The 25,837-nt window shown below is 53.1% G+C and carries 24 protein-coding genes; 3 read left to right on the top strand and 21 right to left on the bottom strand.

From position 1 onward, the window contains the following. Positions 1 to 6: 6 nt before the first annotated feature. From NST99_RS01575 to NST99_RS01545, 7 genes are all read right to left on the bottom strand, one after another. Entirely contained in the window at positions 7 to 783 is a 777-nt protein-coding gene (locus tag NST99_RS01575) for an ABC transporter ATP-binding protein (protein WP_341089300.1), read from the bottom strand. Positions 784 to 872: 89 nt separating this feature from the next. Continuing rightward, a complete protein-coding gene (locus tag NST99_RS01570) occupies positions 873 to 1,901 on the bottom strand; it encodes an ABC transporter substrate-binding protein (RefSeq protein ID WP_341089299.1) in 1,029 nt (342 codons plus the stop codon). Between the two features lie 30 nt (positions 1,902 to 1,931). Next, positions 1,932 to 3,386: an aryl-sulfate sulfotransferase gene (locus tag NST99_RS01565; RefSeq protein ID WP_341089298.1), complete on the bottom strand. Its 1,455-nt coding sequence runs from the start codon at positions 3,384 to 3,386 to the stop codon at positions 1,932 to 1,934. A 151-nt stretch (positions 3,387 to 3,537) separates the two neighbouring features. Then, positions 3,538 to 4,083: a MarR family winged helix-turn-helix transcriptional regulator gene (locus tag NST99_RS01560; protein ID WP_341089297.1), complete on the bottom strand. Its 546-nt coding sequence runs from the start codon at positions 4,081 to 4,083 to the stop codon at positions 3,538 to 3,540. Between the two features lie 230 nt (positions 4,084 to 4,313). Next, a complete protein-coding gene (locus NST99_RS01555) occupies positions 4,314 to 5,435 on the bottom strand; it encodes a TolB family protein (RefSeq protein ID WP_341089296.1) in 1,122 nt (373 codons plus the stop codon). Positions 5,436 to 5,520: 85 nt separating this feature from the next. Beyond that, complete coding sequence (locus NST99_RS01550; RefSeq protein ID WP_341089295.1) at positions 5,521 to 6,990, bottom strand: sensor histidine kinase; 1,470 nt, start codon at positions 6,988 to 6,990, stop codon at positions 5,521 to 5,523. Further along, the gene (locus NST99_RS01545; RefSeq protein ID WP_341089293.1) at positions 6,987 to 7,682 is read right to left on the bottom strand and encodes a response regulator transcription factor; all 696 of its coding nucleotides are present in this window, start codon (positions 7,680 to 7,682) and stop codon (positions 6,987 to 6,989) included. Before NST99_RS01545 ends, NST99_RS01550 begins: the two co-directional genes overlap by 4 nt. A 293-nt stretch (positions 7,683 to 7,975) precedes the next feature. Here NST99_RS01545 and NST99_RS01540 point away from each other — a divergent pair, with 293 nt between their 5' ends. Continuing rightward, positions 7,976 to 8,401, top strand: coding sequence for a hypothetical protein (locus NST99_RS01540; RefSeq protein ID WP_341089292.1), 426 nt, complete (start codon positions 7,976 to 7,978; stop codon positions 8,399 to 8,401). 99 nt (positions 8,402 to 8,500) lie between these two features. On the opposite strand, the gene NST99_RS01535 is transcribed toward NST99_RS01540, so the two are convergent. Continuing rightward, positions 8,501 to 9,541: an AI-2E family transporter gene (locus NST99_RS01535; RefSeq protein WP_038584955.1), complete on the bottom strand. Its 1,041-nt coding sequence runs from the start codon at positions 9,539 to 9,541 to the stop codon at positions 8,501 to 8,503. 205 nt (positions 9,542 to 9,746) lie between these two features. Between NST99_RS01535 and NST99_RS01530 the strand changes: the two genes are divergently transcribed. Beyond that, a complete protein-coding gene (locus tag NST99_RS01530) occupies positions 9,747 to 10,586 on the top strand; it encodes an SDR family oxidoreductase (RefSeq protein WP_341089291.1) in 840 nt (279 codons plus the stop codon). Between the two features lie 334 nt (positions 10,587 to 10,920). Here NST99_RS01530 and NST99_RS01525 read toward each other — a convergent pair whose 3' ends face one another. The 8 genes from NST99_RS01525 to NST99_RS01490 all read right to left on the bottom strand — a co-directional run bounded on the left by NST99_RS01525 (position 10,921) and on the right by NST99_RS01490 (position 17,651). After that, entirely contained in the window at positions 10,921 to 11,358 is a 438-nt protein-coding gene (locus NST99_RS01525) for a hypothetical protein (protein WP_341089290.1), read from the bottom strand. Positions 11,359 to 11,431: 73 nt separating this feature from the next. Then, entirely contained in the window at positions 11,432 to 12,349 is a 918-nt protein-coding gene (locus NST99_RS01520; RefSeq protein ID WP_341089288.1) for an ABC transporter ATP-binding protein, read from the bottom strand. Next, complete coding sequence (locus NST99_RS01515; protein ID WP_341089287.1) at positions 12,346 to 13,359, bottom strand: ABC transporter ATP-binding protein; 1,014 nt, start codon at positions 13,357 to 13,359, stop codon at positions 12,346 to 12,348. The genes NST99_RS01520 and NST99_RS01515 overlap by 4 nt, the downstream gene beginning before the upstream one ends. A 15-nt stretch (positions 13,360 to 13,374) precedes the next feature. Then, the gene (locus tag NST99_RS01510; protein WP_076114552.1) at positions 13,375 to 14,220 is read right to left on the bottom strand and encodes an ABC transporter permease; all 846 of its coding nucleotides are present in this window, start codon (positions 14,218 to 14,220) and stop codon (positions 13,375 to 13,377) included. Between the two features lie 4 nt (positions 14,221 to 14,224). Continuing rightward, the gene (locus tag NST99_RS01505) at positions 14,225 to 15,175 is read right to left on the bottom strand and encodes an ABC transporter permease (RefSeq protein ID WP_341089286.1); all 951 of its coding nucleotides are present in this window, start codon (positions 15,173 to 15,175) and stop codon (positions 14,225 to 14,227) included. 84 nt (positions 15,176 to 15,259) lie between these two features. Beyond that, positions 15,260 to 16,873, bottom strand: a complete 1,614-nt coding sequence (locus NST99_RS01500) for an ABC transporter substrate-binding protein (RefSeq protein WP_341089283.1) — start codon at positions 16,871 to 16,873, stop codon at positions 15,260 to 15,262. Between the two features lie 137 nt (positions 16,874 to 17,010). Beyond that, positions 17,011 to 17,442, bottom strand: coding sequence for a peptidylprolyl isomerase (locus NST99_RS01495; RefSeq protein WP_341089282.1), 432 nt, complete (start codon positions 17,440 to 17,442; stop codon positions 17,011 to 17,013). Continuing rightward, entirely contained in the window at positions 17,439 to 17,651 is a 213-nt protein-coding gene (locus NST99_RS01490) for a hypothetical protein (protein ID WP_341089281.1), read from the bottom strand. The genes NST99_RS01495 and NST99_RS01490 overlap by 4 nt, the downstream gene beginning before the upstream one ends. A 232-nt stretch (positions 17,652 to 17,883) precedes the next feature. Here NST99_RS01490 and NST99_RS01485 point away from each other — a divergent pair, with 232 nt between their 5' ends. Next, positions 17,884 to 19,944, top strand: coding sequence for a glycosyltransferase (locus NST99_RS01485; protein WP_341089280.1), 2,061 nt, complete (start codon positions 17,884 to 17,886; stop codon positions 19,942 to 19,944). A gap of 965 nt (positions 19,945 to 20,909) precedes the next feature. On the opposite strand, the gene NST99_RS01475 is transcribed toward NST99_RS01485, so the two are convergent. The 5 genes from NST99_RS01475 to NST99_RS01455 all read right to left on the bottom strand — a co-directional run bounded on the left by NST99_RS01475 (position 20,910) and on the right by NST99_RS01455 (position 25,781). Continuing rightward, entirely contained in the window at positions 20,910 to 21,056 is a 147-nt protein-coding gene (locus NST99_RS01475; RefSeq protein WP_341089279.1) for a hypothetical protein, read from the bottom strand. Positions 21,057 to 21,075: 19 nt separating this feature from the next. Continuing rightward, complete coding sequence (locus tag NST99_RS01470; protein ID WP_341089278.1) at positions 21,076 to 21,279, bottom strand: hypothetical protein; 204 nt, start codon at positions 21,277 to 21,279, stop codon at positions 21,076 to 21,078. Between the two features lie 7 nt (positions 21,280 to 21,286). Further along, on the bottom strand, positions 21,287 to 23,917 hold the full coding sequence (gene clpB / locus NST99_RS01465; RefSeq protein WP_341089277.1) for an ATP-dependent chaperone ClpB: 2,631 nt from the start codon (positions 23,915 to 23,917) through the stop codon (positions 21,287 to 21,289). A 43-nt stretch (positions 23,918 to 23,960) separates the two neighbouring features. Then, complete coding sequence (locus NST99_RS01460) at positions 23,961 to 24,911, bottom strand: DnaJ C-terminal domain-containing protein (RefSeq protein ID WP_445744941.1); 951 nt, start codon at positions 24,909 to 24,911, stop codon at positions 23,961 to 23,963. 402 nt (positions 24,912 to 25,313) lie between these two features. Continuing rightward, on the bottom strand, positions 25,314 to 25,781 hold the full coding sequence (locus NST99_RS01455; RefSeq protein ID WP_341089276.1) for an Hsp20/alpha crystallin family protein: 468 nt from the start codon (positions 25,779 to 25,781) through the stop codon (positions 25,314 to 25,316). Positions 25,782 to 25,837: the final 56 nt, after the last annotated feature.

The raw sequence follows: 25,837 nt of genomic DNA, 5'->3' as shown, positions 1-25,837 counted from the left end.
CCTATCCTATTCTTCGAAATGGCCTTGAATTTGGTTGTACAGCGAGTAGAACTCCGGTGATGCCACATCTCGCGGATAGGAGAGCGTGTTGTCGTAAATATCCGTAATATTGGAGGATGGACCTACGGACATAATGCCGATCCGTTCACCGAGCAGCAGCGCCTCTTGAATATCATGGGTGACGAAAATAATAGTCTTGTGCGTCTCACGCCAAATATTGACCAGTTCCTTCTGCATCGTCCGCCGTGTCATCGCATCCAGCGCACCGAACGGCTCATCCATCAGCAGGATGGCAGGATCGTTCGCAAGCACGCGTGCCAGCTGCACCCGCTGCTTCATGCCGCCCGAGAGCTCTTTGGGATACTTCTCCTCATGACCCTTCAATCCGACAAGCCCGATATAGCGGTCCGAAATTGTGCACCGCTCCGGCTTCGGTGTCTTTTTCATCCGCAGCCCAAATTCCACATTCTCACGCACCGTCAGCCACGGGAACAAGGAGGAGTCTGCCTGCTGGAATACAACTGCGCGGTCCCGGCCGGGTCTATCCACTTCAACATTGTCCACTCTGAGGTTTCCTCCGGATTTGGAGATAAACCCGGCAATCATATTCAGCAGCGTCGATTTCCCGCAGCCGCTCGGTCCGAGCAGAACAAAAAACTCCCCGCCTTTAATGACCAGATTCACATCTTTGATAATGTAATGGACGTCTCCGGCTGCAGGCTCGCTGTAGCTTTTGCGAAGCTGCTCGATATGAATGGCATTCTGCTTGGCAGTTAAGGCCATATGGACACCTCCTAAAAGTTTTGTATGCATAGGGCTCCTCGGTCAGCCTTGGTCAGAACTGGCTTCAGAACCCGCTTCATAAGAGCATGTTATTTGCCGTAGGTTACTGCATCCGGCAAAGCCCTCTTCAGCGGCTCCAGATTGAGCTTGCTGTCCAGGTCAAAATCCTGTGCGATGATCCCCGTCTCGACCATGTATTTCTTCTGGCCTGCCAAGCTGTCATAGGCAGCCTGTGTAAAACCAACCTCCCATGGGTTTACAGGCAGATCCTTCAGCGTATTTTCTCTCGGCTGCTTCACTTCCTCGTACATGAGATCCGCCACTTCATCTGGATGCTCCTGGGCATAGTCTGACGCTTCAGCAACAGCCGCCAGGAATCCTCCGATCACATCCGGCTTTGCCTCCAGAAGTTCATTGCCGGCCACAATTCCTGTACCCAGCCGCACTGGAGTTTTGGACATGTCAGTTAACTGGTGTACACCTTCCAAGGCATTCAGCTTATCTTCCAATGCTGAACCGATGACCCAGGTGGCATCAATATCTCCTTGCTTCAGGGCAATAAAGGCTTCGTCAAAAGCCCCCTGCCCGGTAAGCTTCACATCACTTAACGCGATGCCCTGCTCCTTCAGGTATTCATCCCACAGATACGGCAGGAAGGTTCCGCGCAGGAAGCTAAGATTCTTGCCTTTCAGATCGGCGGCACTCTGGATCTCATCCCTCACGTACAGCTTCCAAGCCGCCGCAGCCTGATCGGTAGCCAGACCGGCAGAAGCAATAATCGAATATTCGCCTTTGGAAATAGCGTTCAGCAGCGGGAAGTCAGCGCCGTAGGCTACATCCACCTGCTTGATGAAAAGAGCATTCACACCCTCTGCGGGGGTGCCAAAGTTGACAATTTCCGCGTCGATTCCATGATTTTTGAAGAAACCTTTATTTAGAGCTACACGGAAGGTCGGATTGGAATTCGTGTCGGCAATCTTGATTTTCACGGTCTTCTCCTTGCTGCCGGATGATCCCTCAGACGCGGCGGCATCCCCCTTGGAACTGCAGCCTGACATAAAAATTACGAAAGATAAGGATAAGAGCAGAAAAGCAGAACCATACCAGGATTTTTTCAAGTAAACACACCTCTTCATTTTCGAATTAATCTATCTCGCTCTCTGAACAGCGCTCTCATCAGCGGTAGCCACACAAGCAGCTCCTTCTACAAACGGCAGGGTTGTCGCTACACTTACTACAGAATCCGAGCCCTTCGGCGCTGCACCAGGCACTCTGAAGGTGGTCACATCTATTGGTTCAATCGCAATTTCCTTCGGCTCCTCCAATTGCGGCACCCATGCATACGGCAGCCGGTAGGAACGGTAGACCATATTCGTGTTTCGGCGGTCGGTAAATGGCGAGACATACTCCCAGACCAGCTCATACTCCGCAGTAACCTCAAACAATCTGCCGTTCGATCCTTCTGTAATCAGCGTGTTTCCATTGGCTAGCCGCTGGGCCGAGCTGATATAAGGACTGTAAAATTTATAGGAATCCGTCGGAACTGAGAATCCGGCCTCTGCCGAAGTGTATTGCCATACGACCTCTAACGTTACGGGATCAATCTCCAGGATACGGGAGTGATCGCGCACCGCATTCTTCTGCCCGAAAGATGATGCCGGATTCGGCAGACCGTAACCGCCCCAGCCGCCGTTGTCGAATACGAGAAGATTGCCTTCACCCGGCAGCCCTTTTGGAATAATGTGAGCGTGATGCTGGCCGATAATCCATCCAATATGCTTCACTTCAGGGAGAGAATAGTCCGGTCCGAGCCGCCAGACAATAGCACCTGTTTTCCTGTCCGTAATCGCGATGATGTTCGCTTCCCGGGCATCCCAGATGACGTTATCCGGGTGAAACCGTTCGTCTCCATTATCATAGAACTTGTTCAGCCCCACGTACGATGCAGAGTTGATATGCAACCAGTCGCCTACGCCGCCGCCGAGATTGCCGAAAGAACGCGTGTTAGGGTCGCGGAACAGGACATTACGGGCCGCTTCGTCAAAGCCCAGTTCAGCAAAGTGATCGCTGGCCTTCCACTCCCAGATCATTTTGCCTTCCCAATCCACTTCAAGAATGGTGTCATCCAGCAGCTCTTTGTTGGAGATGATTTCGTTGTGCAGGTTCTTATGGGCGAGAATTAATGTCTTGCCGCTGCTTACCTTAGGCTCAAGCCCCGGAGCGTAATAGCCGACCGGATTACCTTCCCGCTGGTAATCGTGGTGCTGGCGGGCATACCACAGCGGCTCATAGCCGGGATCTTCAATATGCTCATAGCTGTTGTACTTCCAGACGATATTGCCATCCCAATCGACCTGCACCAGATCCACATTATCCTGAATGCCAAACTTCGGATCTCTCCGGCCCGTGCTGCCTAGTACATAACCTCCGGGGAGGATTTTGGCCGGAAAGCCAAGCAGCCCCTGCCACAGATGAACCTCTTTGCCGTTCATGTCGATCAGCACTACACCTTCTTCACCCGCCTGAAATACCGTGTAGCCGCTCCACGCCTTGGCCGGATTGTACACTGTTGCTCCTGTTGGATAAACTGTTGAATGTCCCATAATCATCTCTCCTTAAAGTTTTGTGTATATTGGCTTCCTGAATCGGCTTCGAACAAAACTGTCTTCGGAAGCATTTGCTTAAGTTTTGTGTGTATACACTTCCTGAGTCACTTCGAACAAAACTGTCTTCGGAAGCATAGACATTATTTTCTCAGTAACTAAGATATTTGCTCTCTGTCGCGGTTCTCGGCGGCTTCAGTTCAGGGCTGGCAGGAACGGGGGGCTCGGCATTCTGCTGCGCCAGCTCCAGCAGCGTATCCGAGAATCCCTCCAGATTGCTGATGATCCGTTCATAAAAGCGGCTCTGCAGCTCAAGCTCCTCCTCCGTGAAGCCCTCGAACAGAAGCGTGATACATCGGGCCCCGATGTTGCTGTTGCGCTCGGCCACTTCCCTGCCCTTGGCTGTAATATCGAGTAATACGGTTCTGCGGTCATCTTCCTTGCGCCTGCGCACTGTATACCCGCCGGCCTCCAGCTTATCGCTTAGTGCAGTAATCGCACCGGAGGTGAAATCGAGCTGCCCGGCCAGATCGCCAAGCCGCTGCTCACCCTCGCGGATGATTTTGTGCAGAATCAGCATACCCGGCAAGGTAATCCCCGCAACACTTACACGGTCACGCTCCTTCACAAACCTGCGCACCATTTTGCGGAACAGATAATCCGCCTCTTCCAGCTTCTCCCATTGTTCTTCCGTCATGCTCTCCCTACTTCCCCTCCATCAGCCAACAAAAAAAGACTCCCGGCACACTCCCCCATAGGGAGATCATGCGGGAGCCTTTGGCGGTCCAATCGGCTCAGTTAATTATTTCACTGTTCATTTAATGACTGGTGAATTATTGCAGTAATCATAAACCCCTTTAAACCAACCTGTCAAGTGAGGATTTGAAGAAAATAAAAAGCATCCCTCAGGATGCCCCGTCCTTCATATTAAGTTAACCGGATCACGTAAGTTATGAACTGGTAAGCATTATCCTTCAAAATACCGGAAGAAGCGAGCAGCTTCTTCCCGGAAGGGCTCCAGCGCAGCTGGTCGGCCACTTCAATGTCAGCCAGAACCGGTGTTTGTTCGCCCGTTTCCACTTCGGTGATAAATAAACCATCCTGGCCCGGAGCAGCGTTTCCGGCAGTCAATGCATAAGCCAGCTTGCTGCCGTCCGGGGACCAGCTGGTTCCGAATATTTGCTGCGCCGAAGCTAGTGTTGACTGCTCATTGCCCTCCGTATCGCAGAGAACCAGGACCATCTCTCCCGGCTTGGTCCGTTTTACAATAGCCAGCCTGCTCCCGTCCGGTGAAGGAATGACCCACATGACACTTTTCTTCAGCAGCTTGGATTGCTTCGTTTCGGTATTATAAGCGTTCAACTCCTCTTCTTCACCTGTGACGTAATAGACCAGGTTTCCCGACTGCACCACCTCATGAACATACACCGCACCGGGTTTAACCACAATTTCTTGATCACCTTTTAGATCGACTCTTAGGATGTTGCCCTCCATATCAGGAAAAAGAATCTGCCCGTTATCAATCCATTTCCCCTCTTCGCTCCTGAACTGCGTATCGTCCACCTTTACGGATACTCCGGTCTCCAGATTCATAATGTAGCCAAAGCCGGTGAAATCCTCCAACTCTTTGTAGAGAAGATGCTTCTTGTCGGGAGACAGCAGGGCCGAGCCGTAATTCTTCTCCCCTACCAGGAGCGGAGTATCCTCACCCGTGGACAGGTTGTGCAGATAGAGATTATGCGGATAACGTTTCTGTCCCTCAACCGTCTGCGCAGGAAGCTGGCGATTCTCCTTATCCACAACGAGACTGTCTTCACTGACAAAATCCATTCCACGGACATTCTCCACCTTATCAATGCCCTCCAGCTCCAGCTTCGTGTAAACCGATTCGCTGGTATTGTCCAGAACGGTGATCTTCTGGCCGGATTTCTCTATGACCTGCCGGGACTCCGTTTCGCCCGTATTGCAAGCCGCCGTGCACAACAGTACTGCCGTGCACAACAGAAACAGCGCCGCCTTGCCCGGCTTTCCGCCTATCTTTGCAGCCATGATCGTTCCCCCTACAAGCTTAAGTTGCTCCAAGCATACCGGAAGAGTGTTTCCAAAGCGCCTCCGGATGTTTCCAAATTGTAAATTAAGTGACCCTCGGAAAAGACAGTTCAAATGCCGTACCTTCCCCTTCTGTCTCCAGCAGGGTAATGGTTCCGTTCTGCTTCTCCACCAGATTGCGCACCAAGGATAGACCCAGGCCAGTCCCGCCTGAGGCTCTGGAACGGTCACGGTTGACTGTGAAGAAGGGTTCAAAAATCTTGTCGCGGGCTTCGGATGGAATCCCGATACCGGAATCCTTGATGGTGATCCATACCCGCTGGTCCCGGACCCCGCTATGAAGATGAACACTCCCTTGCGGGACATTATATTTGATCGCATTGTCGAGAAGATTGATAAAGATATGCATAAAGCTCTCCTTATCAATCCAGATATGGGCGGGCTCGGCATCCAGCGTAATCGTAATCCCGTAGCGCTCCGCCTTGCCGTTCATACGCCCGCAAATATCCTCCAGGCTCCCAGCCACCTCCAGCAGTTCTGCCTGTGACTCGAAATCGTATTTCTCCAGCGCCGTCAGCTGCAGCACCTTCTCAACCATCTCATACAGCCGCTCAGTTTCTTTGGAAATATTTAGCTTGGCATCAAACAACAGCTTGGGATCATCGTCATACATATTCAGCAGGTCTACATAAGCTTTTATAGAGGTCAGCGGCGTCTTGAATTCATGGCTGATATTACCGATATACTGCTTCTGCTGCTGCTCCAGCGCCTGCAGCTTGGTGACGGCCAGCTGCAGCTTGCGCTGCTCCTCATCCTTCGCGGCAATGCTGCTCTCAATCTCGCGGCTCATGAAGTAAATGCCTTCAGCCAGCTCGCCCAGCTCATCTTTCCGCTTTACTGGTGGAGCAGAGATATATTCGGCGCGGCGGATCGACTCCGCCGCTTTCTTAAGCCGCCCGATCGCCGCAGCGGCACGGTTGAAATATAGATAGCCGACGATGAAGCTGAGCACCAGCACCGCCGCACCGGTCGTCAGGAACAGGTTCTGTAAGGTTTGCTGGAAGCTTTGGGCGCTCTTCAGCGAATACTGCAGCTGCACAACACCCATCTGCTTCTCCGGTCCTTGCACAGGAGCCAGATAAAGCAGCTTATCATCCGCTGCGTTCTGGTAGGCAATTTTATTCTGCAACGCATAAGCCAGCGCACCGGAGACATCCTGCCCTGCCGGGGCAGTCTCTCCTTGGACCGAGCTGCCAACGACCTGCCCAGCCGCATCGTAAAGTGTGACTTCCAGGCCGGTGAACCCGGCCAGCTCCACAGCCAGTGATCTGCCCCGCTGCTGCATGAATGCCTGCGGCTCGAGACGGGCACCCGTATAATATGTCTGCTTCACCCGCAGATTCACTGTTTTGACATGCTGGTCCAGGTAGTCTTCAGCCTGCAGCTGCTGGTTCCTTGCTACACCTTGCAGCACAAAATAACTCAGCACACTTACAGCCAGAATGAGCAGTACGGCCAGGAACAGGCTGAATTTCAGCTTGATGCTGATCCTCATGGGTAACTCCCGGCAGGAATGGCTTTATATCCGACCCCATAGACGGTTTGCAGCACATTCTGGTACGGCTCACCCAGCTTTTTGCGCAGCCGCTGGATATGTATGTCCACCGTACGCGTGCCTCCGGCGTAATCCATTTCCCATACCTGTTCCAGCAGCTCTTCGCGCATATAGACACGCTGCGGGTGGGACAGCAGGAGAAGCAGCAGATCAAATTCTTTTGGCGTCAGCTCAAGCTGCTGCCCGTCAAGCTCGGCGCTTCGCCGTCCGGGATACACGCGCAGCGCCCCATATTCGATAATCTCGCCCGGAGTCTCTCCGCCTTGTTTGTCCAGCCTGCGCAAGAGCGCCTTGACACGGGCCAGCAGCTCACGGATTTCGAACGGCTTGGTCATATAATCATCCGCACCCAGCTCCAGGCCGACGATTTTATCAACGATATCATTTTTGACGGTCAACAGAATAATCCCGATGTCCTTCCGGTTCTCCAGCCTGCGGCATACATCGTATCCGCTCAGCTTCGGCATCATCACATCCAGCACCATGGCATTCGGCCGGAAGGTCAACACCTTGCCAAGCGCCTCTTCGCCGTCAGCGGCGGTGTCCACCTCGTAACCTTCACGGCGGAGCGCATAGGCAATCGCACTAACAATGCCCGGCTCGTCATCGACAACAAGCACTTTTTTAGCCATCTTCGGTTCACCTTCACGCTTCCGGTTTAATTATTTCTTGGCCAATTGTTCTAGTTGTAGTATACCTTTGTTCGCCTGTTTGACCAAAATCCTTGCCTGCTTCCAAAAAAACGAACCCGCTTGCCAATTTAAACGTAGTATCCGTCAGGAGCCCAATTTTTAGGTTATCTTAAACCAGACTTAAGCTTAGCCTCAGCTTCACCGTTTACAATAAGCTTAAGCTAAAGTCCTAATTACCGTAACCTACGCCCCTTGATTGATATAACATTACACTTAAAGTGAGGATGACACTGATGAATATAAAAGATATGAACATTAAACGCATGAACATTAAACGGGTGATGATTGTCGGAACGATGATTGTAGCCATGTCCTTCGGAGGAACCACTTGGGTCAAGCCAGCTGCAGCCGCAGCCGCTCCGGTCGCCAAATGGTCCACTTCTACCAATGTGGCAGACAAAGATGAATTACTGGAGGCACTGAATCAATCCTCCGACGAGGAGCTGTACGAGGCACTCTATGACGGGAAGTCCTTACATGATATCGCTGTAGAAAACGGCGGGAATATTGACAGTGTGATTCACCTGCAGGTTGCCCAGCTAACCCAACAGCTTGATGCCAGACTGGCAAGCGGAAGCATTAGTTCGGAGCAATATACCGCTCAGAAAGCCGAACTCAGCGAACTTGTGGCTCAAAGCGTTCTTACCTCATTTGATTAACAGGAACTACATAACAATTTGAACAAAGAAAAAGTGGCATTCCAACTTTCGTTAAGTAGGAATGCCACTTTTTTATTGTGCCGCAAGGAATCTGACAGGTTATTGAATCTTTTTCGCTTCAATATCCAGAGGTACCTGCTTCTCCCGGGTAATATCCAGAATATCTAAGAAGAAGACAAAGATCGGAATGCCGAGAATAAGTCCCCATACGCCGATATAATGCTCGGAGAACAGCAGCACGATAAAGGTGTAGAACATCGGCAGGTTCATTTTGGAAGACATCAGCTTCGGGTTGAGGAAATAGCCTTCTACAAAATGCAGTACTGCAATCATCGCCAGCACATAGATCGTCATTTCCAGCCCGCCGATGCTATAGCCGATAATGCAGAGCGGAATCAGGGAGATGACAAAGCCTACAACCGGGATCAGACTGAGCATGAAGATCATGATCGACAGCGCGAAGAGGTACGGGAAGCCAAGAATCCACAGCCCGATGACCGTGAAGAAAGTATTGAACAATGCTATCAGAATTTGGGCCTCAATGACTTTGCCGAAGGAGGAGATGAATTTTTTGCCGAAATACTCCAGCTCCACATAGAACCAGGAAATCTTGCTCTCTCTCAGGCGGGAGGTAAAACTGACAATCCGGTTCTTCTCCAGGATGAAAACAAAGCTCAGAATGGTTGACAATACGAAGGTTGTGCCCCAATTGCTGATCTTGAGCACATAATCAATGCCGCTCTTCATATAGGACTCATAGTTCAAATCCTTCAGCATGTTAAATAAATACTGCATAATCTCATTCTGCGGAATATCTTCAGAGGTTAAGGTGCTGAGAAAATTGGTTAATTGCTTAATTTGCTCAAAAACCTTGGGCAGATATTTGACGAGGGCCATCACGATCATGCTGATTAAAGCGAGATATAAGATGATAATAATAACCTTACTGTTCACCTTAACAAATCTACTGGTCCGCTTGGTCAGCAATACCTGAAAGCTGTTCATTACATAAGCAATCAAAAACGTCAGCAGCACCAAATTCAGCATGTCTCGAATACTGTACAGCAACAGTGCGATCAGCGCCAGAATCAAAAACCGCCGGGCTGTTAAATTCGCGTAGTAACGCTTGAATACTTCCATTGTTCCTCTCCATTCGCTTGCAATTAGGACTTTTACTTATAGTCTACAGTAATGAAATCACTTATAGCAACTTGGAGGGCTTCTAAATTACGCGGAAATACAAACTTTATGTCAACTTATCATAGCCGAGCCTTTATTATGCTATAATGTGGAAAATAATCGCTAAATCCGCAGAATTATTTCTGCCACTGGAGGTCTTTATCTTATGGGAAAAATCATCTGTATTACCGGAGCCTCATCCGGAGTTGGCCTGGCCTCGGCCTTGAAGTTCGCACGTGAAGGCTGGATCGTCTACGCTGGTACACGAAACCCCGCACGCGATCAGGAACAGTACCGTGGAGAGAGCAATCTTCATTTTGTGGAGCTGGAGGTTACGAAGCCGGAATCGGTTCAGGCTGTGATCGAGCGGATTGATCAGGAGCAGGGCCAACTTGATGTGTTGTTTGCCAATGCGGGCTTTGGCTATCTCCGGGCGCTTGGACAAGCACCGCTGGAGGACATTCAAAAGGTGTTCGACACTAACGTATATGGCGTCATGCATACGATTCGGGCCGCGCTGCCGCTGTTGCGCCGCACCGGGTATGGACACATTGTAGCCACTTCAAGCGTCGGCGGACTGGTTGGCCAGCCGATGAACGAGATCTATTGCGCAAGCAAGTTCGCGGTGGAGGGCTTGCTGGAAAGTCTGGCTACCTACTACAAGCCGCAGTTCAATATTGATGTCACGCTGCTTGAGCCTGGAGCCATCGCCACTGAATTCAACAAGACCGTGCTCGGTCATGTAGCCGACACCGGAGGAATTCTGGAGGACGAATATAAGCCGGTTCTTGATGCCTATACCGCGACATTCCTGCAGCGGAACGTGGTGCCGCAGACCGCTGCTTCTGTAGCGGACGTCATGTGGGACCTGGTGCATATGGAAACCAAGCCGCTGCGGATCCGCACCTCGGAACAGGCGGAAGCCTTCGTCACCCGCAAGATAAGCACAGACCCTACCGGACTCGAAGGTGTGCTCAACACCCGCAAGATCCAGCTCAATCTATAAACGGCTTGAAAGAGGAGCTGGCTCTAAACTGCGTTTCCGGTCTTCAAGTCTGACCGGCAGTTTCAGCCAGCTCCTTCTCTATCAGCTCCCTGTTGCACAGTCCATCACCCGTATGCCCCGGCGCAACATAGCCGTCAGCACCTTATCTCCGAATACTAGCGTTTGCCCATCCTGTAACACCAGCGCTTTTCGATTGTAACACTGATTCCCCTCCTAGCCCGGATTAACGTTTCTATTTCATATTATATTTCAACAAAAAAAGATTGCCCCGGCAGAGCGCCGGGCACAATCTTCTCTGATGTCGATAAAACTTTATGAATGCCTTGTACCCCGTTTACCGCTGGATCGGCTCGATCCGGTATACTCCGGCCTCAGCCTGTCCAGAAATCATCTGCCATCCGAAGGAGAGCACCGCTTCCAGACGGCTTTTCTCAGTGTCCAACAGAGCCACCTCCACCGCTTCCTTGCCTTCCTCCAGCTCAAGCTTCGCCTCTTTGCCGAGGGCTACAGCAATCCAGCTGCGAATCCCGCGAATGGTATTGTACTTGATCTGGTAGCCATCCGTTACCGCACGGCGGTACTCCTCCGGCTGCTCCGCAGCGAAAGCTGCCAATTGCTGATAGTCAAAATGGAATTCACTCTCGTCCACCGGCAGCTCTCCACCGGAGGTTATTCCGAGCAGTTGCCCGCTCTCCCAACCCAAGGACCGCAGCGATTCCAGCAGCAGCGCATCCCATTGCGATAATTTAACTTTGCCCGATGTTTCTGTCATTGTATGACCTCCCTCCAGTAATAACACCATTAACTCAGCCTATCCTTATTTCAAATCATAGCACAGCTGCCCTTTATTCCGCGAAGTCGTAGGCCACAAAGTGGCCTGGGCTCACTTCCTGCAGCTTGACGGCTTCACCCTCGCCGCGCGAGACAGAGAAGCCGTCCAGATGAATTCTCTGATTCACCTTCATTGGGTCAGTCTCCAGAATGGAAGACAGCAACGCTTTGGTATACGGATGAATTGGGTTGTCGTACAGCTCATCGCTCTCCGCAACCTCGACAAGGCGTCCGCCGTACATGACGCCGATCCGGTCGGAAATATGCCGGACCATCGACAGATCATGGGCGATGAAGAGATACGTCAGTCCGAATTCGGACTGCAAATCCTCCAGCATATTGACGACTTGAGCTTGGACGGAGACGTCGAGCGCCGAAATCGGCTCGTCACAGACGACAAATTCAGGGCGCACGGAAAGCGCTCTGGCGATGGAAATCCGCTGGCGCTGGCCGCCGCTGAACTCATGAGGGAAGCGGTACAAATGATCTCTCTTGAGTCCTACCTTCTCCAGCAGCGAGGCCACCGCTTCTTTGCGTTCTTCACCTTGGTGCACGCCATGGATTTTCATCGGCTCGCTGATCAGCTCCAGCACATTCAGACTGGGATTCAACGAGGAATACGGATCCTGAAAGATCGACTGAATCCGTCTGCGGAAAGGCTTTAGCTGCTTCTCGCTAAGAGAGCCGAGCGACTGGCCGTCAAATGACACCCCGCCGCCTGTATAATCATATAGCCGGAGCAGGCAGCGTCCTACCGTCGACTTTCCGCTGCCCGATTCTCCGACCAGTCCGAAGGTTTCGCCCCGGCGGATTTGGAAGCTGACGCCGTCGACTGCTTTCAGCACGGCGGTGTCGCGTCCGCGCATATCTTTGCCTTTGGAGAAATGCTTCTTGAGATTGTTCACATCCACCAGCACATCGCTTTTACTCACAGGGCTTCCCCTCCTTCCGCACGAACTGCAGCAGCTTCCGGCGCGCCTTCCGCCAGCCAGCACATGGAGCGGTGGCCCGGAGACAGCTCGGTTACCGGAGGCCGCTCGCTGCAGCGGGCAAAGGCATGCGGGCAGCGTTCCATGAACGGGCAGCCCGGCGGCGGATTCAGCAGATCCGGCGGCGTGCCCTCAATTGGAATAAGCCGCTCGCGCGAGCCGCCGCCACGTTTCGGGATCGAGCGCAGCAGGCCCTGGGTATAGGGATGCTGGGGGCGGTAGAAGATATCCTGGACCGTCCCCTCTTCCATAATAAGCCCACCGTACATCACGATAACCCGGGTGCAGACCTGAGCTACCACACCGAGATCATGGGTAATCAGCGCGACAGCGGTCTCCGATCTTCCCTTCAGCTCTTTAAACAGGTCAAGAATCTGCGCCTGGATCGTTGCATCCAGCGCGGTTGTCGGCTCGTCGGCAATCAGCAGCTCCGGCTGGCAGGAGAGCGCCATGGCGATCATCACCCGCTGCCGCATTCCTCCGCTGAATTCATGCGGATACTGCTTCAGCCGCTGCTCCGGATCACGGATGCCCACTTGGCGCAGCATGTCCGCCGCTTCGGCATAAGCCGCTTCTTTATTCAATCCGCGGTGTCTGCGGATCACTTCCGTTAATTGCTGCCCGATTCGCTTGACCGGATTCAGCGAGGTCATCGGGTCCTGAAAGACCATGGCGATCCGGTTACCGCGCAGCTTGCGCCACTGCTTCTCCGAGAGCCCGTTCAGACTCTCGCCACGGAACTCAATATTTCCGGCGGTAATGCGGCCCGGAGGTGTAATCAAGGACATAATCGCCTTGGCCGTGACACTTTTACCACTGCCGGATTCCCCGACGATTCCCACAGTTTCACCGGCATCTATATGAAAGCTGACTCCCCGGACCGCCTGATTCTCCCCATCGCGGGTAGAGAACGATACTTGCAAATCCTCAACAGACAGCAGCCTCTGCGTCATGATGTCTTCACTCTCCTATCTCCGGATCAGCTTCGGTTCAAAGCCAACCCGCAAAATATCACCCAGCACATTAAAGCTCAATACGGTTAACAAAATCATCAGCCCGGGAAACAGCGCCAGGTAAGGCGCCTGGGCAATATAGCCCTGCGCGCTGTTCAGCATGCTGCCCCAGGTGGCATGCGGCGGTTGTACGCCGAAGCCGAGAAAGCTCAGCGAGGACTCCATCATAATGGCCGAAGCAATATTGTTCGTTGCCCCTACAATAATGACCGGCACCAGGCCGGGAAGAATATGCCGCCAGATAATGCCTGTGGCGCTTTGTCCCGACGCCTTGGCGTACAGCACATATTCGCGTTCCTTGATCGTCATCGCCTCCGCACGGATAACCCGGGCTACATTCATCCACATCAGGAGCGCAATAATGATGATAATATTGCTGACGCTTGGTTTCAGAAACACGCTGAGCAGCAGCAGAATCAGGAAGGAAGGAATCGACATGATAACGTCCAGCATACGCATCAGGAGATTATCCAGCCAGCCGCCGAAATAGCCGCTGATTACGCCCACTGTTACCCCAATGACGGTTGCCACAACCATCGAGGCGAAGCCGACCAGCAGGGACACGCGGCCGCCGTACAACGCTCTGGCCAGATAATCCCGTCCATAATCATCCGTTCCAAACCAATGGGCGGCCCCCGGCGGAGTTAGTCTCGCCATCGCATCCATTGCATTGGGATCATAGCCGGACAGGAAGGCAAAAATGGCTCCAAGGGTAAATACAATCAATATTACGAGAGCGGCGACACCCAGACCGTTCGTAAACAGCTCCGATTTTAGATTTTTCCATTTACTGCGATTCATGAGGTCACCCCTTTAATTTAATTCTCGGATCAACGAAGCTGTAGAGAATATCCGCCACCAGATTGCCGATAATCAGCATCAGGGAAGAGAATAGCGTGATCCCCATAATGACCGGGTAATCCATTCCCTTGACTGCCGTCATTCCCAGCGACCCGATGCCCGGCCAGGAAAATACCGTCTCCGTCACGATCGCCCCTGCCACCAGATCGCCCATGGACATGCCGAGCAGCGTAATTACAGGCAGCAGCACATGCTTCATAACATGACGAAACAGTATCGTCGACTTCTTCGAGCCAAAAGCATACTGAATCTGCACATATTCCTCTTTCAGCTGACCGATAGTGCTGGAGCGGATGTAGCGCACGTACGTGGCGAGAAAACCAAAAGCCAGAACAGAGCAGGGCAAAATCCCGTGCTTCAGCACATCAACCGCCGATTCCACGCCAATCGTACGCATCCCCATACTCGGCAGCAGATGCAGTTTAATGGCAAATAAGTACATTAGCAAAATGGCCAGCCAGAATAATGGCACCGAAATCCCGATGTAGGAGATAAAATTAATCAGCTTGTCGGCCCAGCGGTTGCGGTTCGCACCGGCAATCAGGCCAAGGGGAATCGCCAGCAGCACCGCAAGCAGGATCGCACTGCCCATGAGTCCGGCTGTCGCCGGCAAACGGTCCAGTAATTGATCCAATACCGGCTGATGGTTGACCAGGGAATACCCGAAGTCACCCTGGGCGATTTCTTTGATCCAGATAAAATATTGAATATACGCCGGCTTATCCAGCCCCAGGTTATGGCGGATGCGCTCGATATCATCGGCATGCATATTCGGTGTTACAAAGGACAGCACCGGATCTCCCGGAGCCAGCTTGATCATCGTAAAGCAGACAACCGACACGAAGAACAACATCGGGATCGTTTGCAGCAGTCTACGAAAAATGAGTTGTCTCATACGCATATTCTCCCAGCTCTTGATCAGCAAAAAATAAGCTGGATGTCCAGCTTATTTTTTGCCGTACTTATTTTTCGCTGCGCTTTATTTCAAATAGATTTTGGACAAATCTTCGAAAATAACGACAGGCTTCAGAACAGCTTCTTCAATTCCGCCATAGGCGTTGGACACGGCTACAACAGTTTTAGTATAAGCGATTGGGTAGATCGGCGCATCTTCAGCAACAATTTGCTGTGCTTTCTTGTAGATCTCGCCGCGTTTGGCTGTGTCAGCCTCGCCGGCTCCATCCTTCAGCAACTGGTCAACCTCTGGATTCGCATAATGCGAGTAGTTGGAGGAAGCGCCCGAAGTGAACAGGATGCGGTAAGCATCGGGATCATATCCCATGATATATCCGGTCAATGCCAGCTCGTAGTCCTTAGCCTTCAGGTCAATAAACTTCTGCACCCAGGCTGAGGAATCCATATTCTGCAATTCAACCTCTACGCCGACCGCTTTTAGCTTCTGCTGTACATACAGGGAGATGGCTTCCTGTGTCTTGTTGCCGCTTTGCACAATATATCTCAGCTTGAGGTTGCTGACCCCAGCCGCCTCCAGCAGTTCCTTTGCTTTGGCGACATCATTGTCATACGTAGTCACGTCATTGGTGAAGTATAGCGCGTCCGGAGTCAGGAATGACTTCGCCGGATCGGCATATTCACTGGAAGTGTATGCCGTTTGAATCAGTTCATCACGGCTAAGCGCCAGGGACAGAGCTTGACGTACTTCTTTTTTAGCCAGAACACCTGTGTCGCTGTTGGCATTGAACATCAGATAAGCCAGGCGGCCTTCACTGTAAGGCAGGATCTGAAAATTATTTGTAGCCTGGATAGTCGCTACATCCTTTGGATCCAGGTACTGCACGTTGATCTCGCCATTCTGCAGGGCAAGGTTGGCAGCGTTCGTATCCTTGGCAATCCGGTAAGTTACGGAATCCAGGTGCGGCTTACCGCCGAAATAGTTATCAAATCTTTCCAGTGTAAGATACTCACCGGCTTTATACTCTTTAAACTTGAATGGGCCCGAACCTACAGGAGAGGCGTTTTTGGTGCTTTTCTCCAGATCGGTTTCATTCTCAAAGATATGCTTTGGAATCGGGAACACCTGCACCAGTGCAGCTTCGAAAGCCGGGCTGACTTGTGGCAGCTGGAATTCTACAGTCACATCATCCACCTTCACCGCTTTGACCGGCTTGTCGCCGATAACAAAGCTGGCTCTGAGGAAGCTGTTCTGTGCCTCATCCAAAATGCTGTCAATGGTAAACACTACGTCGTCCGCTGTCAGCTTCTCTCCGTCATGCCAGGTGAGCCCGCTTTTCAGCTTCAGTGTATAAGTAAGATTATCGGCCGAAGGCGTAAGGCTGTCCGCCAGATAAAATGTTTTCTCTCCGTTATTAACCTGGAACAACGGGGCATACAGCGCCTGGTCAATCGTCAGGCTGACCCGGTCACCTGCATAGTTCGGATTAAGCACTACCGGATCGGAAGCCACCCCGATAATCAGGTTCCCGCCGTCTTTGGGTTCACCTGCCGCAGGCTGCTGCGAGGCGTCCGGTGACTGGCTTGCATTTGTTGATGCTGCGTTATTCCCCCCGGAGCACGCACTGATCATAACCGTTAACAATATTAGAACAATAACCCCTGATAATCCTCTACGCATTTGTTTCTCCTCCATGTCTATGAGCAACTTCATTACTTCTTTTATGAATTATATATCGGAATACTCGGAATTACAATGGATGCAATTTCACAATAATGGGAGTTCGAGGGAATCGCCTATAAAGACGGGTAGGGCGTCTAACGATTCCACACCTTAACCTCTGACATGACGTCCCCGCGCTTCAAGGCGTCCACATGCTCCATTCCTGCCGTGACTCTTCCGAACACCGTATGCCAGCGATCTAAATAATCAAACGTATCATAGCAGATAAAAAACTGGCAGCTGCCGGTATTAGGTCCGAAATGAGCCATCGACAAGGCGCCGCGCACATGCTTGTGGGGATTATTCTGCGTTTCACAGGGGATTTTATCGGTGCCTCCACGCCCCGTGCCTTCGGGACACCCGCCCTGAGCTACGAACCCGCGGACTACACGCTGAAAAGTCAGGCCGTTATAAAAGCCGCTGTTCGCCAGCTTTTCAAAATTGGCTACGGTACCCGGGGCTTCCTGCTCATGAAGCTCAAGCTCAATAAATTGTCCTTGCTCCAGCCTGATGGATGCCTGCTTCATGATCTCCCCTCCGGCTCTTCATTTCTATAAGGGCCGCCAATATGGGCAACCGTCTTGGCAGTTTCCTGCGGCGCATAGATCTCCTGTACATCCTCATCCCGCAGCGGCCGGTAGTTCCCCTCCGCATCATGCCAGAACACCTCGGCACGAGGATTCATTGCCAGCAGCAGATTGATCAGCTGTTGTACTTTCAGCGGTGATTTATCCATAGCGATAGTGCCACTCCTCCCGTCAGCCTGCCGACTGCCCGTTGCAGTCTTTAAGCGGTATTGTACAACAGGCTGTCCCCAGACACCAATCCATAAATTCCCACCCCCTATAAAAAATAAGGCTTAGTCTAGTACCTCTCTAAATATATTGAATACATATAATCTAAATCATCTATTTGTAAATCCAAGGGGATGTTCTATTAATGATGACCCTGTACTGGAATGGAAAGCTATGAGCGGACCCCAGACACGCGTACTGCTCGGCAGCCCGATCCACCAAAAACCGCTGATCCTGCACCAATTTCTAAAATCACTGCTGCGCCTGCAGCTTGAAGGTGTTGAGCTGGATTTCTACTTCATTGATGACAATGAGGATGAAGCGTCCAGTTCGCTGCTGCAGGAATTCTCCAAAAGCGCCAATAATGTATTCCTGCAGTCCTCCGGCTTCCGCGATACCTATGTCCGGGATGATCATACCCATTTTTGGAATTCGGGCCTGGTCTGGAAGGTAGCTGGCTTCAAGAACCTGATGATCCGGCGGGCTGAAGCCTTCGGCTATGACTATCTGTTCCTGATCGATTCGGATTTAATCTTGCATCCAGACACGTTACTCCACCTGATCCAGACGCAAAAAGATATTATCTCGGAGGTCTTCTGGACGCAATGGCAGCCGAACACGATGCTGCAGCCGCAGGTCTGGATGCATGACGAGTACAACCAGTGGGAGGCACTTCCGGGGGAGAAGCTTACCCACGAGGAGATCAACCACAGATTTCACGCCTTTCTGGCCAAGCTGCAGCAGCCGGGAATCTATGAGGTTGGCGGCCTTGGCGCCTGCACGCTGATCAGCCGCCGGGCTATCGAGTCCGGGGTAAGCTATGATGTGATCCGGAATATCTCCTACTGGGGCGAAGACCGCCATTTCTGCATCCGGGCCGCCGCTCTGGGCATTCCGCTATATGTCGACACCCACTATCCTGCGCTGCATCTCTACAGGGACAGCGACCTTAGCAAGGTGGAGGATTATATCCGGCTGACGTCACCCGCTCCGGAAGCAGCTGTAGGCGGGACTGATAACGGGACAGATACAGCCGATACGCTGGGAACGATGGGAGGCGCACAAGCTGCCGCTGCACCGGGAGGCGTACAAGAAGCGGAGGCAGTTCCGGGAGTGGTAGAAGAAACGGAGGGTTCTGCGGCACCCGGGGATGTACAACAAACGGAGCCTTCTGCGGCACCCGGGGATGTACAACAAACGGAGCCTTCTGCGACACCCGGAGATGTACAACAAACGGAGCCTTCTGCGGCACCCGGAGATGTACAACAAACGGAGCCTTCTGCGGCACCCGGAGATGTACAACAAACGGTGGCGGAGGCTGGCCAAGCTGCAAAAGCCGAGCCGGAAGCGGGATCCGGGGAAACGTTGGTTCATCAGGATTCACCGCAGCACTCTGCTCCGTGGACAGCGGCTGAGGCGAAGGTACGCCTGAGCAAAGACCTGCCGGCACTGCCGGGAGATGAACCCGCTGAGGCAGCGAATCGTACCGCCAATGCCGTCCCGTCGGCGTCTGCTGCCACTGCTTCTCCGGCTGCCAGACGACCAAAGCTGACTCTGACGATGGTCGTCAAAAATGAGAGCCAGCGCTTCCTGCGGCAGATTCTGCAGGAGCATCGCAAGTATATCGACGAAGCCGTCATTATTGACGATGGCAGCACGGATAACACGGCCGATATTTGCCGGGAAGCCCTCCAGGGCATTCCACTCTTTCTTATACACAACACTGTCTCCAAGTTCAGCAATGAGGCGGAGCTGCGCAAGCAGCAGTGGGATGAGGTTGTTAAGAGTGGGCCGGAATGGATCCTGAGCCTGGATGCAGATGAGATTTTTGAGGAAAGGTTTGCCGGGGACATCGACGCCCTGCTGCGGGAGGATGCTTGCGACCTGTTCTGCTTCCGGCTCTATGATTTCTGGGATGATCATCACTACCGTGAAGACAGGTATTGGCGTTCCCACCACAGCTATCGGCCGTTTCTGCTCCGCTACCGCGAGGGTTTCCCCTATATCTGGAATGAATCGCCGCAGCATTGCGGACGGCTGCCGGAGAATATTTTTGAGCTGCCCCATCAATTAAGCAATTTGCGGCTAAAGCATCTCGGCTGGTCCCGGCCAGAATTCAGGCTGGATAAATATTTGCGCTATATGCTGCTTGATCCGGATGGAATATACGGTTGGAAAGAGCAATATGCCTCCATTCTGGAGCAACACCCCAACTTGGTTCCTTGGATAGAGTGAGTGGTAGTATACTGGACCCTATGCGGTTTTTCATGCAAACTTTACTGCACACATCAACTAAACGAAACTATATTCTGCAGCTGCTGACCGTGTTCGTCAGCTTTCTGATCTGCGGCTGTACGGAATACAGCTTGGTACGCTTTTATCGCTAAATTCGCTGGGTTACCTGCTGGCCTGCTCCCTCACCGCTCTATTGATCCGCCGTATCGGCATTAAGGCTGTAAGTTTGATTTACCCTCGCCTCGATGGCCGTTTCGGGCATATTCATCTTCCTCCCGCACTGCTATCCGGCGCTTTCCAGCTCCTTCTTCCTGATATAATATACATCGACAACGGGATGCTGGAAATTGGTCTAGCTGTGCTGGGAGCGTGAATCTTCGTGAAGAATACGGACACAATGATGAATCTGTCCCATTTCTTTTACGGCCTCAGCTCAACAGTAGCACCTGATTGCTCTACCGCCATTTGAAGAAACGCGATCAACTGCTCTAGGGCCGCTGTTGCCCTCAGTTTTCTTGAGTAAAGAGCATTTTTAGTTGAAAGCTTCGGTGGACGCTCGTTTTGTGCCGGACTTGGACAATTTGATGCAGCAGAAGCAGTAGATAGCAGTAGATAGCAGTAAATAGCAGCAGATAGCAGTAGATAGCAGTAGATAGCAGTAGATACCCTTAGTCTGCTCCAGTTTTTGCTTCATCAAATGCAATAAATGGATGCCTGCCGTAAGCAGATTGATTGCAGAATTGCGGAGTACAGAATTTCAATTCCAGATCTATAGCTGTATTTCGTGCAACTATTCCCAGCCAAAAAGGCCAAAAGCGGGTTATAGTTGCAGTTCCTGCAATTAAAAAACCGTCACAAGGCTGAATGGGCGGGAAATCAAAAAAATAGCTGCACGAAATACAATTAAACCTCCACCGCTTGGATAACGGGTCGATTTAGTTGTACGAAGTGCAGCTATCTGCTGATCAGACCGGAAGAACTGCCTTGGCGGCCAATTCCAGCCAAGGCAGGGCATCAAATAGTCTGAACTGAGCGGTGCGCGATGTGGAACGCAGAGTACCAGCGCCCTGCTTCGCTGCGCGGAGTGCGGCACTAGTAATGTTACGCAGCACAGAGTGCGCACCAGCAGTGTTACGCAGCACAGAGTGCGGCACTAGTAATGTTACGCAGCACAGAGTGCGCACCAGCGGTGTTACGCAGCACAGAGTGCCTCGTATCGCGAGTTTCTTCGTGGCGCGGAACACAAGCGAACCACAAGCCGCTTAGCAGCTCAGAACGCAGCGCATCAATGCCGGCTGCTCCCTGCCCGACACGACTTGTCTGCCAGCTTCTCACACCGTGCTTATTTCTCCGCCGGCTCCGGCTTAGCAATGGAAACTTCCAGCTCACCGCCCGCATGGTGAACCTCCAGGACAGATCCCTCCGGCGCCTCCCCGGCAATGAGGGCGCGCGCAACAGGTGTCTCCAGACTGCGCTGGATGAACCGCTTGAGCGGTCTTGCTCCGTACACCGGATCAAACCCCTCCTTGGCGATGAACCGCACCGCCGCCTCGCTTAGCTTAAGGCCAACCCCCCGGTCGCTCAGACGCAGACGCAAGCCGTCGACCAGCTTGACAACGATCTGCTCAATTTCAGCCAATGTCAGCGGCTTGAACATTACGATATCGTCGACCCGGTTCAGGAACTCGGGACGGAAATGCCCGCTCAGTTCCTTCATGACTCTGTCCTTGACCGCCTTCGTCAGCTCCCCGTTATCATCGGTACCCTGGATCAGATGCGGCGAGCCGATATTCGAGGTCATAATGATAATCGAGTTTTTGAAGTCGACGATCCGGCCCTGTGAGTCGGTCAGCCGCCCGTCATCCAGCAGCTGCAGAAGAATGTTGAACACATCGGGATGGGCCTTCTCCACCTCGTCCAGAAGGACAACGGTGTAGGGCTGACGGCGCACCGCTTCGGTAAGCTGGCCGCCTTCCTCATAGCCGACATACCCCGGAGGCGCACCGACAAGGCGTGAGACGCTGTGCTTCTCCATATACTCCGACATATCAATACGGATCATGCCGTCTTCACGGTCGAACAGCGATACGGCCAGCGCCTTTGCCAGCTCGGTTTTGCCAACACCGGTCGGCCCGAGGAACAGGAAGGAGCCGATGGGCCGGTTTGGGTCTTTGATGCCTGCCCTGGCCCGGAGTACGGCATCCGCCACCAGCCGGACCGCCTCCTCCTGCCCGACAACCCGCTCATGCAGCGTATCCTCCAGCCGCAGCAGCTTATCCCGCTCGCCTTCGACCAGTCTGCTCACGGGAACTCCTGTCCAGCGAGAGACGATATCCGCGATTTCTTCCTCTGTCACAGCCTCGCGCAGCAGCCGGGTCTCCTGATCTTGCTGCGCCGCTTCCTCCGCAGCCTTCACCTGCCGCTCCAGATCCGGGATGATGCCGTAGCTCAGCTCCGCCGATTTGTTGAGGTCGTAGATTTCCTGCGCATCCACCAGGTCCTTGCGCGCCTGCTCCAATTTTTTCTTCAGCTCACGGATGCCTTGAATAGCTGACTTTTCCTTTTCCCAGCGCGCCGTCATCCCAAGATGCTTCTCCTTAAGGTCGGCCAATTCACGCTGCAAGGATTCCAGCCTGCGTTTGCTGGCGTCATCAGTTTCTTTCTTCAGCGCAGCTTCTTCAATCTCCATCTGCATCAGGCGGCGGGTCACCTCATCCATTTCTCCCGGCATGGAGTCGATCTCCGTGCGGATCATTGCACAGGCCTCATCTACCAGATCAATCGCCTTATCCGGGAGGAACCGGTCCGTGATATAGCGGTTCGACAGCACGCCCGCTGCTACAAGTGCGCTGTCATGGATTTTGACCCCGTGATGCACCTCAAAGCGGTCCTTCAGCCCGCGCAGAATGGAGATCGTGTCCTCTACATCCGGCTCGCTGACCAGCACCTGCTGGAAACGGCGCTCCAGCGCCGGGTCCTTCTCAATATACTTGCGGTACTCATCCAGCGTCGTCGCCCCGATACAGTGCAGCTCGCCTCGGGCCAGCATCGGCTTCAGCATGTTCCCGGCGTCCATCGCTCCTTCGGTTTTGCCTGCACCGACAATCGTATGCAGCTCATCAATGAAGAGAATGATCCGCCCGTTGCTCTCGCGTATCTCCTTCAGAACCGCCTGCAGCCGCTCCTCGAATTCCCCGCGGTATTTGGCTCCGGCGACCAGTGCACTCATATCGAGCGAAAAAATCGTCTTGTCCTTCAGTCCCTCCGGCACATCCTTACGGACGATCCGGTGAGCCAGCCCTTCGACGATGGCCGTCTTCCCTACGCCCGGCTCCCCGATCAGCACCGGGTTGTTTTTGGTTTTGCGGGAAAGGATGCGGATGACCCGGCGAATCTCCCCGTCACGTCCAATAACGGGATCAATCTTGCCGGCCCGCACTTCGGCCACCAGATCACGGCCGTATTTCTCCAACACCTCGTAGGTGGCTTCCGGCTCCCGGCTCGTCACCCGCTGGTGCCCGCGGATATCTGCAAGCACAGCCAGCAGCTTGTCGCGTGTAATCCCCCGGCTGGCAAACAGTTCGCGCAGCTCGCGGTTTTCGCTGCCGGAAACAGACACCATGGCCAGTACGGCATGCTCTACAGCAACGAACTCATCCTGCATCCCTGCCGCTTCCTTCTCAGCCTGCTCCAGTACGGCAATCAGCGATGGCGAAGCATACCGCCGCATCGTGCCGGCACCCGATCCGCTGACACTGGGCTTCCGCTGAAGCAGCTCATCCGTACCCTGCAGCAGCTCGGCAGCGGGAATGTTCATCTTCTGCAGCAGCCGCGGCAGCAGTCCATCCTGCTGCTGGAGCAGCGCCTTAAGCAGGTGCAGGTTACCGATCTCCTGATGTCCGCCCGCACCCGCCAGCGATTGTGCGGCTGCAACGGCTTCCTGCAGTTTTTGTGTTAGTTTGTTGAAGTCCATCTCCTTCATCACCTTTCCCTTTCTTCATCGCTCCTATATCTAATTACCCTCTGGCGGCTGTGCGCCGCTGCGCTCTGGAGCCTTGGCGTTTGGCTCCGGCCTGAAAGCTTGCACCCTCGGCCAGACGGCGGTAAATGTTCTTCTCCGCTTCCGTAGTTCCGGGCGGGATGACAATCTCAATCGCGAACAGGATGTCACCGTTTGTGCCGTTCGGGCGTTTCAGCCCCTTGCCCGGAATCCGCAGCGTTTTCCCGCCCGTGATCCCGGCGGGGATCTTCAATTTGACACTGCTGCCATCGGGCAGCGCCACCTTGGCTTCTCCGCCCAGCACGGCTTGCCATGGGGCAATTTCTACCGTCCCATACAGATCGCCGCCTTCGGGCTCGTAAATCTCATGCGGCAGGATATGCAGCGTAATCAGCACGTCTCCACCCTGCACAGCAGCATTCCCGCCGCCGGGAATCCGCAGGACCGTGCCTTCGGGTGACCGCGCCGGGATGCTCACGTTCACGTCTTTGCCAACGACCTGCACCCTTACTTTCCCGCCCTTATAAGCCTGCTCCAGCGTAATCTCCAGCTGAGCCTGCATGGTGCCCTGCGCTTGACCCCACGGTCCTCCCCCGCCTTGCCGCACACCGCCGCTGCCGGAGAAGAAATCAAATCCGGCCCGGTCCGCCGCACCACGGCTGCCGAAGAACATTCCGAACAAATCCTCTTCGGAAATACCGCCGCTCCCGGAACCCGAATGCTGCGTGCTGCCCGTATTTGCGCCGCCAAATCCGTAGCGGAGCTCTTCATCGTAGGCTTTGCGCTTTTCCTCGTTGCCCAGCACCTCGTATGCTTCTGCCGCTTCCTTGAATTTCATATCCGCTCCAGGAGATTTATTAACATCAGGATGCCACTTTTTGGCGAGCTTTTGATAGGCTTTTTTAATCTCCTGCCTGGAAGCCTGCTTGCCTACCCCCAAGGCCTCGTAATAGTTTTTTGCCGCCAATCTAACCTCTTCCTTTCTGCTGGCTGCACCCATCCTCCGGCGCTTTCCGCTTGTATTCTTAAATATACTCTTCCCGTCCCATCAACTGGTAATTCGTCAGCCGGATCATCCCTGTGCTGCAGCTTTACCTTGTCTCTTCTGCTGCCCACAGGGAATATACTCTCAGAAAAGACGCACCATAGCCGGAAATCCCACTACAATGCGCCTTCTATGGTTACTGCTATATGAAAAGCCCGGTGAAGCCGCTGCAACTGCAGGGATCAGAGGGGGCATGCGGCATAGGCCGCTCTGCCCGGGACCCCTTTTACACAGCTCATTCCTCCAGGCTTGAAAGTCTCACTTCACCTTCCATCCGAGTGCGGGACTCTCCGCTTCCCCCGGATGTTATAGCCTTGGAATATGTTACTGAAGCTGTTCCCCGGATGAACCATTATCCTGGATCTCAATGCGTTTGCCCTGAGATTTCTGCTGCTTCGGTACTTCCAGCGACAGCATGCCGTCTTTCAGGGAAGCCCGGATTTCATCTTCGGCAATATCCTGCACATAGAAGCGGCGCACATACTCCCCGTAGCGGCGTTCCCTGCGCACTAGCTGATGCTCTTCGTTCTCTTGAGCATTCTCTTCCTTGCGTACCGCTTTGATCGTCAAATAAGGACGGGTGTAATCAATGTCGATTTCCTCTTTTTTGAAGCCGGGAAGCTCGGCCTCGATCAGATAGGCCTGACCGCTCTCCCGGATATCCGTCCGGAAGGACTGGGCAGCACCGGTCATGGGAGCAAAAAACTCATCATTAAACACTTCGTTTAAAGACTTAGCCAGCACACCAAACACATCATCTCTGCGTTTTCCAAAAGGCACCAAATCAAACATGATCCATTCTCCTCTCAATGTCTTGAATTTTGAACTCAATTTTGACTTTGACTTTA

The sequence above is a fragment of the Paenibacillus sp. FSL L8-0470 genome (assembly GCF_038008625.1).
Classification (GTDB): Bacteria; Bacillota; Bacilli; order Paenibacillales; family Paenibacillaceae; genus Paenibacillus_AQ.
Note: the sequence above shows the minus strand (reverse complement) of the source record. Positions and strands in the feature narration are given on the sequence as shown.

Coding starts and splice junctions, on each gene's coding strand:
- NST99_RS01575 (WP_341089300.1), bottom strand. CDS start 783: ATGGCCTTAACTGCCAAGCAGAATGCCATTCATATCGAGCAGCTTCGC.
- NST99_RS01565 (WP_341089298.1), bottom strand. CDS start 3,386: ATGGGACATTCAACAGTTTATCCAACAGGAGCAACAGTGTACAATCCG.
- NST99_RS01560 (WP_341089297.1), bottom strand. CDS start 4,083: ATGACGGAAGAACAATGGGAGAAGCTGGAAGAGGCGGATTATCTGTTC.
- NST99_RS01555 (WP_341089296.1), bottom strand. CDS start 5,435: ATGGCTGCAAAGATAGGCGGAAAGCCGGGCAAGGCGGCGCTGTTTCTG.
- NST99_RS01550 (WP_341089295.1), bottom strand. CDS start 6,990: ATGAGGATCAGCATCAAGCTGAAATTCAGCCTGTTCCTGGCCGTACTG.
- NST99_RS01545 (WP_341089293.1), bottom strand. CDS start 7,682: ATGGCTAAAAAAGTGCTTGTTGTCGATGACGAGCCGGGCATTGTTAGT.
- NST99_RS01540 (WP_341089292.1), top strand. CDS start 7,976: ATGAATATAAAAGATATGAACATTAAACGCATGAACATTAAACGGGTG.
- NST99_RS01535 (WP_038584955.1), bottom strand. CDS start 9,541: ATGGAAGTATTCAAGCGTTACTACGCGAATTTAACAGCCCGGCGGTTT.
- NST99_RS01530 (WP_341089291.1), top strand. CDS start 9,747: ATGGGAAAAATCATCTGTATTACCGGAGCCTCATCCGGAGTTGGCCTG.
- NST99_RS01525 (WP_341089290.1), bottom strand. CDS start 11,358: ATGACAGAAACATCGGGCAAAGTTAAATTATCGCAATGGGATGCGCTG.
- NST99_RS01515 (WP_341089287.1), bottom strand. CDS start 13,359: ATGACGCAGAGGCTGCTGTCTGTTGAGGATTTGCAAGTATCGTTCTCT.
- NST99_RS01510 (WP_076114552.1), bottom strand. CDS start 14,220: ATGAATCGCAGTAAATGGAAAAATCTAAAATCGGAGCTGTTTACGAAC.
- NST99_RS01505 (WP_341089286.1), bottom strand. CDS start 15,175: ATGAGACAACTCATTTTTCGTAGACTGCTGCAAACGATCCCGATGTTG.
- NST99_RS01500 (WP_341089283.1), bottom strand. CDS start 16,873: ATGCGTAGAGGATTATCAGGGGTTATTGTTCTAATATTGTTAACGGTT.
- NST99_RS01495 (WP_341089282.1), bottom strand. CDS start 17,442: ATGAAGCAGGCATCCATCAGGCTGGAGCAAGGACAATTTATTGAGCTT.
- NST99_RS01490 (WP_341089281.1), bottom strand. CDS start 17,651: ATGGATAAATCACCGCTGAAAGTACAACAGCTGATCAATCTGCTGCTG.
- NST99_RS01485 (WP_341089280.1), top strand. CDS start 17,884: ATGAGCGGACCCCAGACACGCGTACTGCTCGGCAGCCCGATCCACCAA.
- clpB (WP_341089277.1), bottom strand. CDS start 23,917: ATGGACTTCAACAAACTAACACAAAAACTGCAGGAAGCCGTTGCAGCC.
- NST99_RS01455 (WP_341089276.1), bottom strand. CDS start 25,781: ATGTTTGATTTGGTGCCTTTTGGAAAACGCAGAGATGATGTGTTTGGT.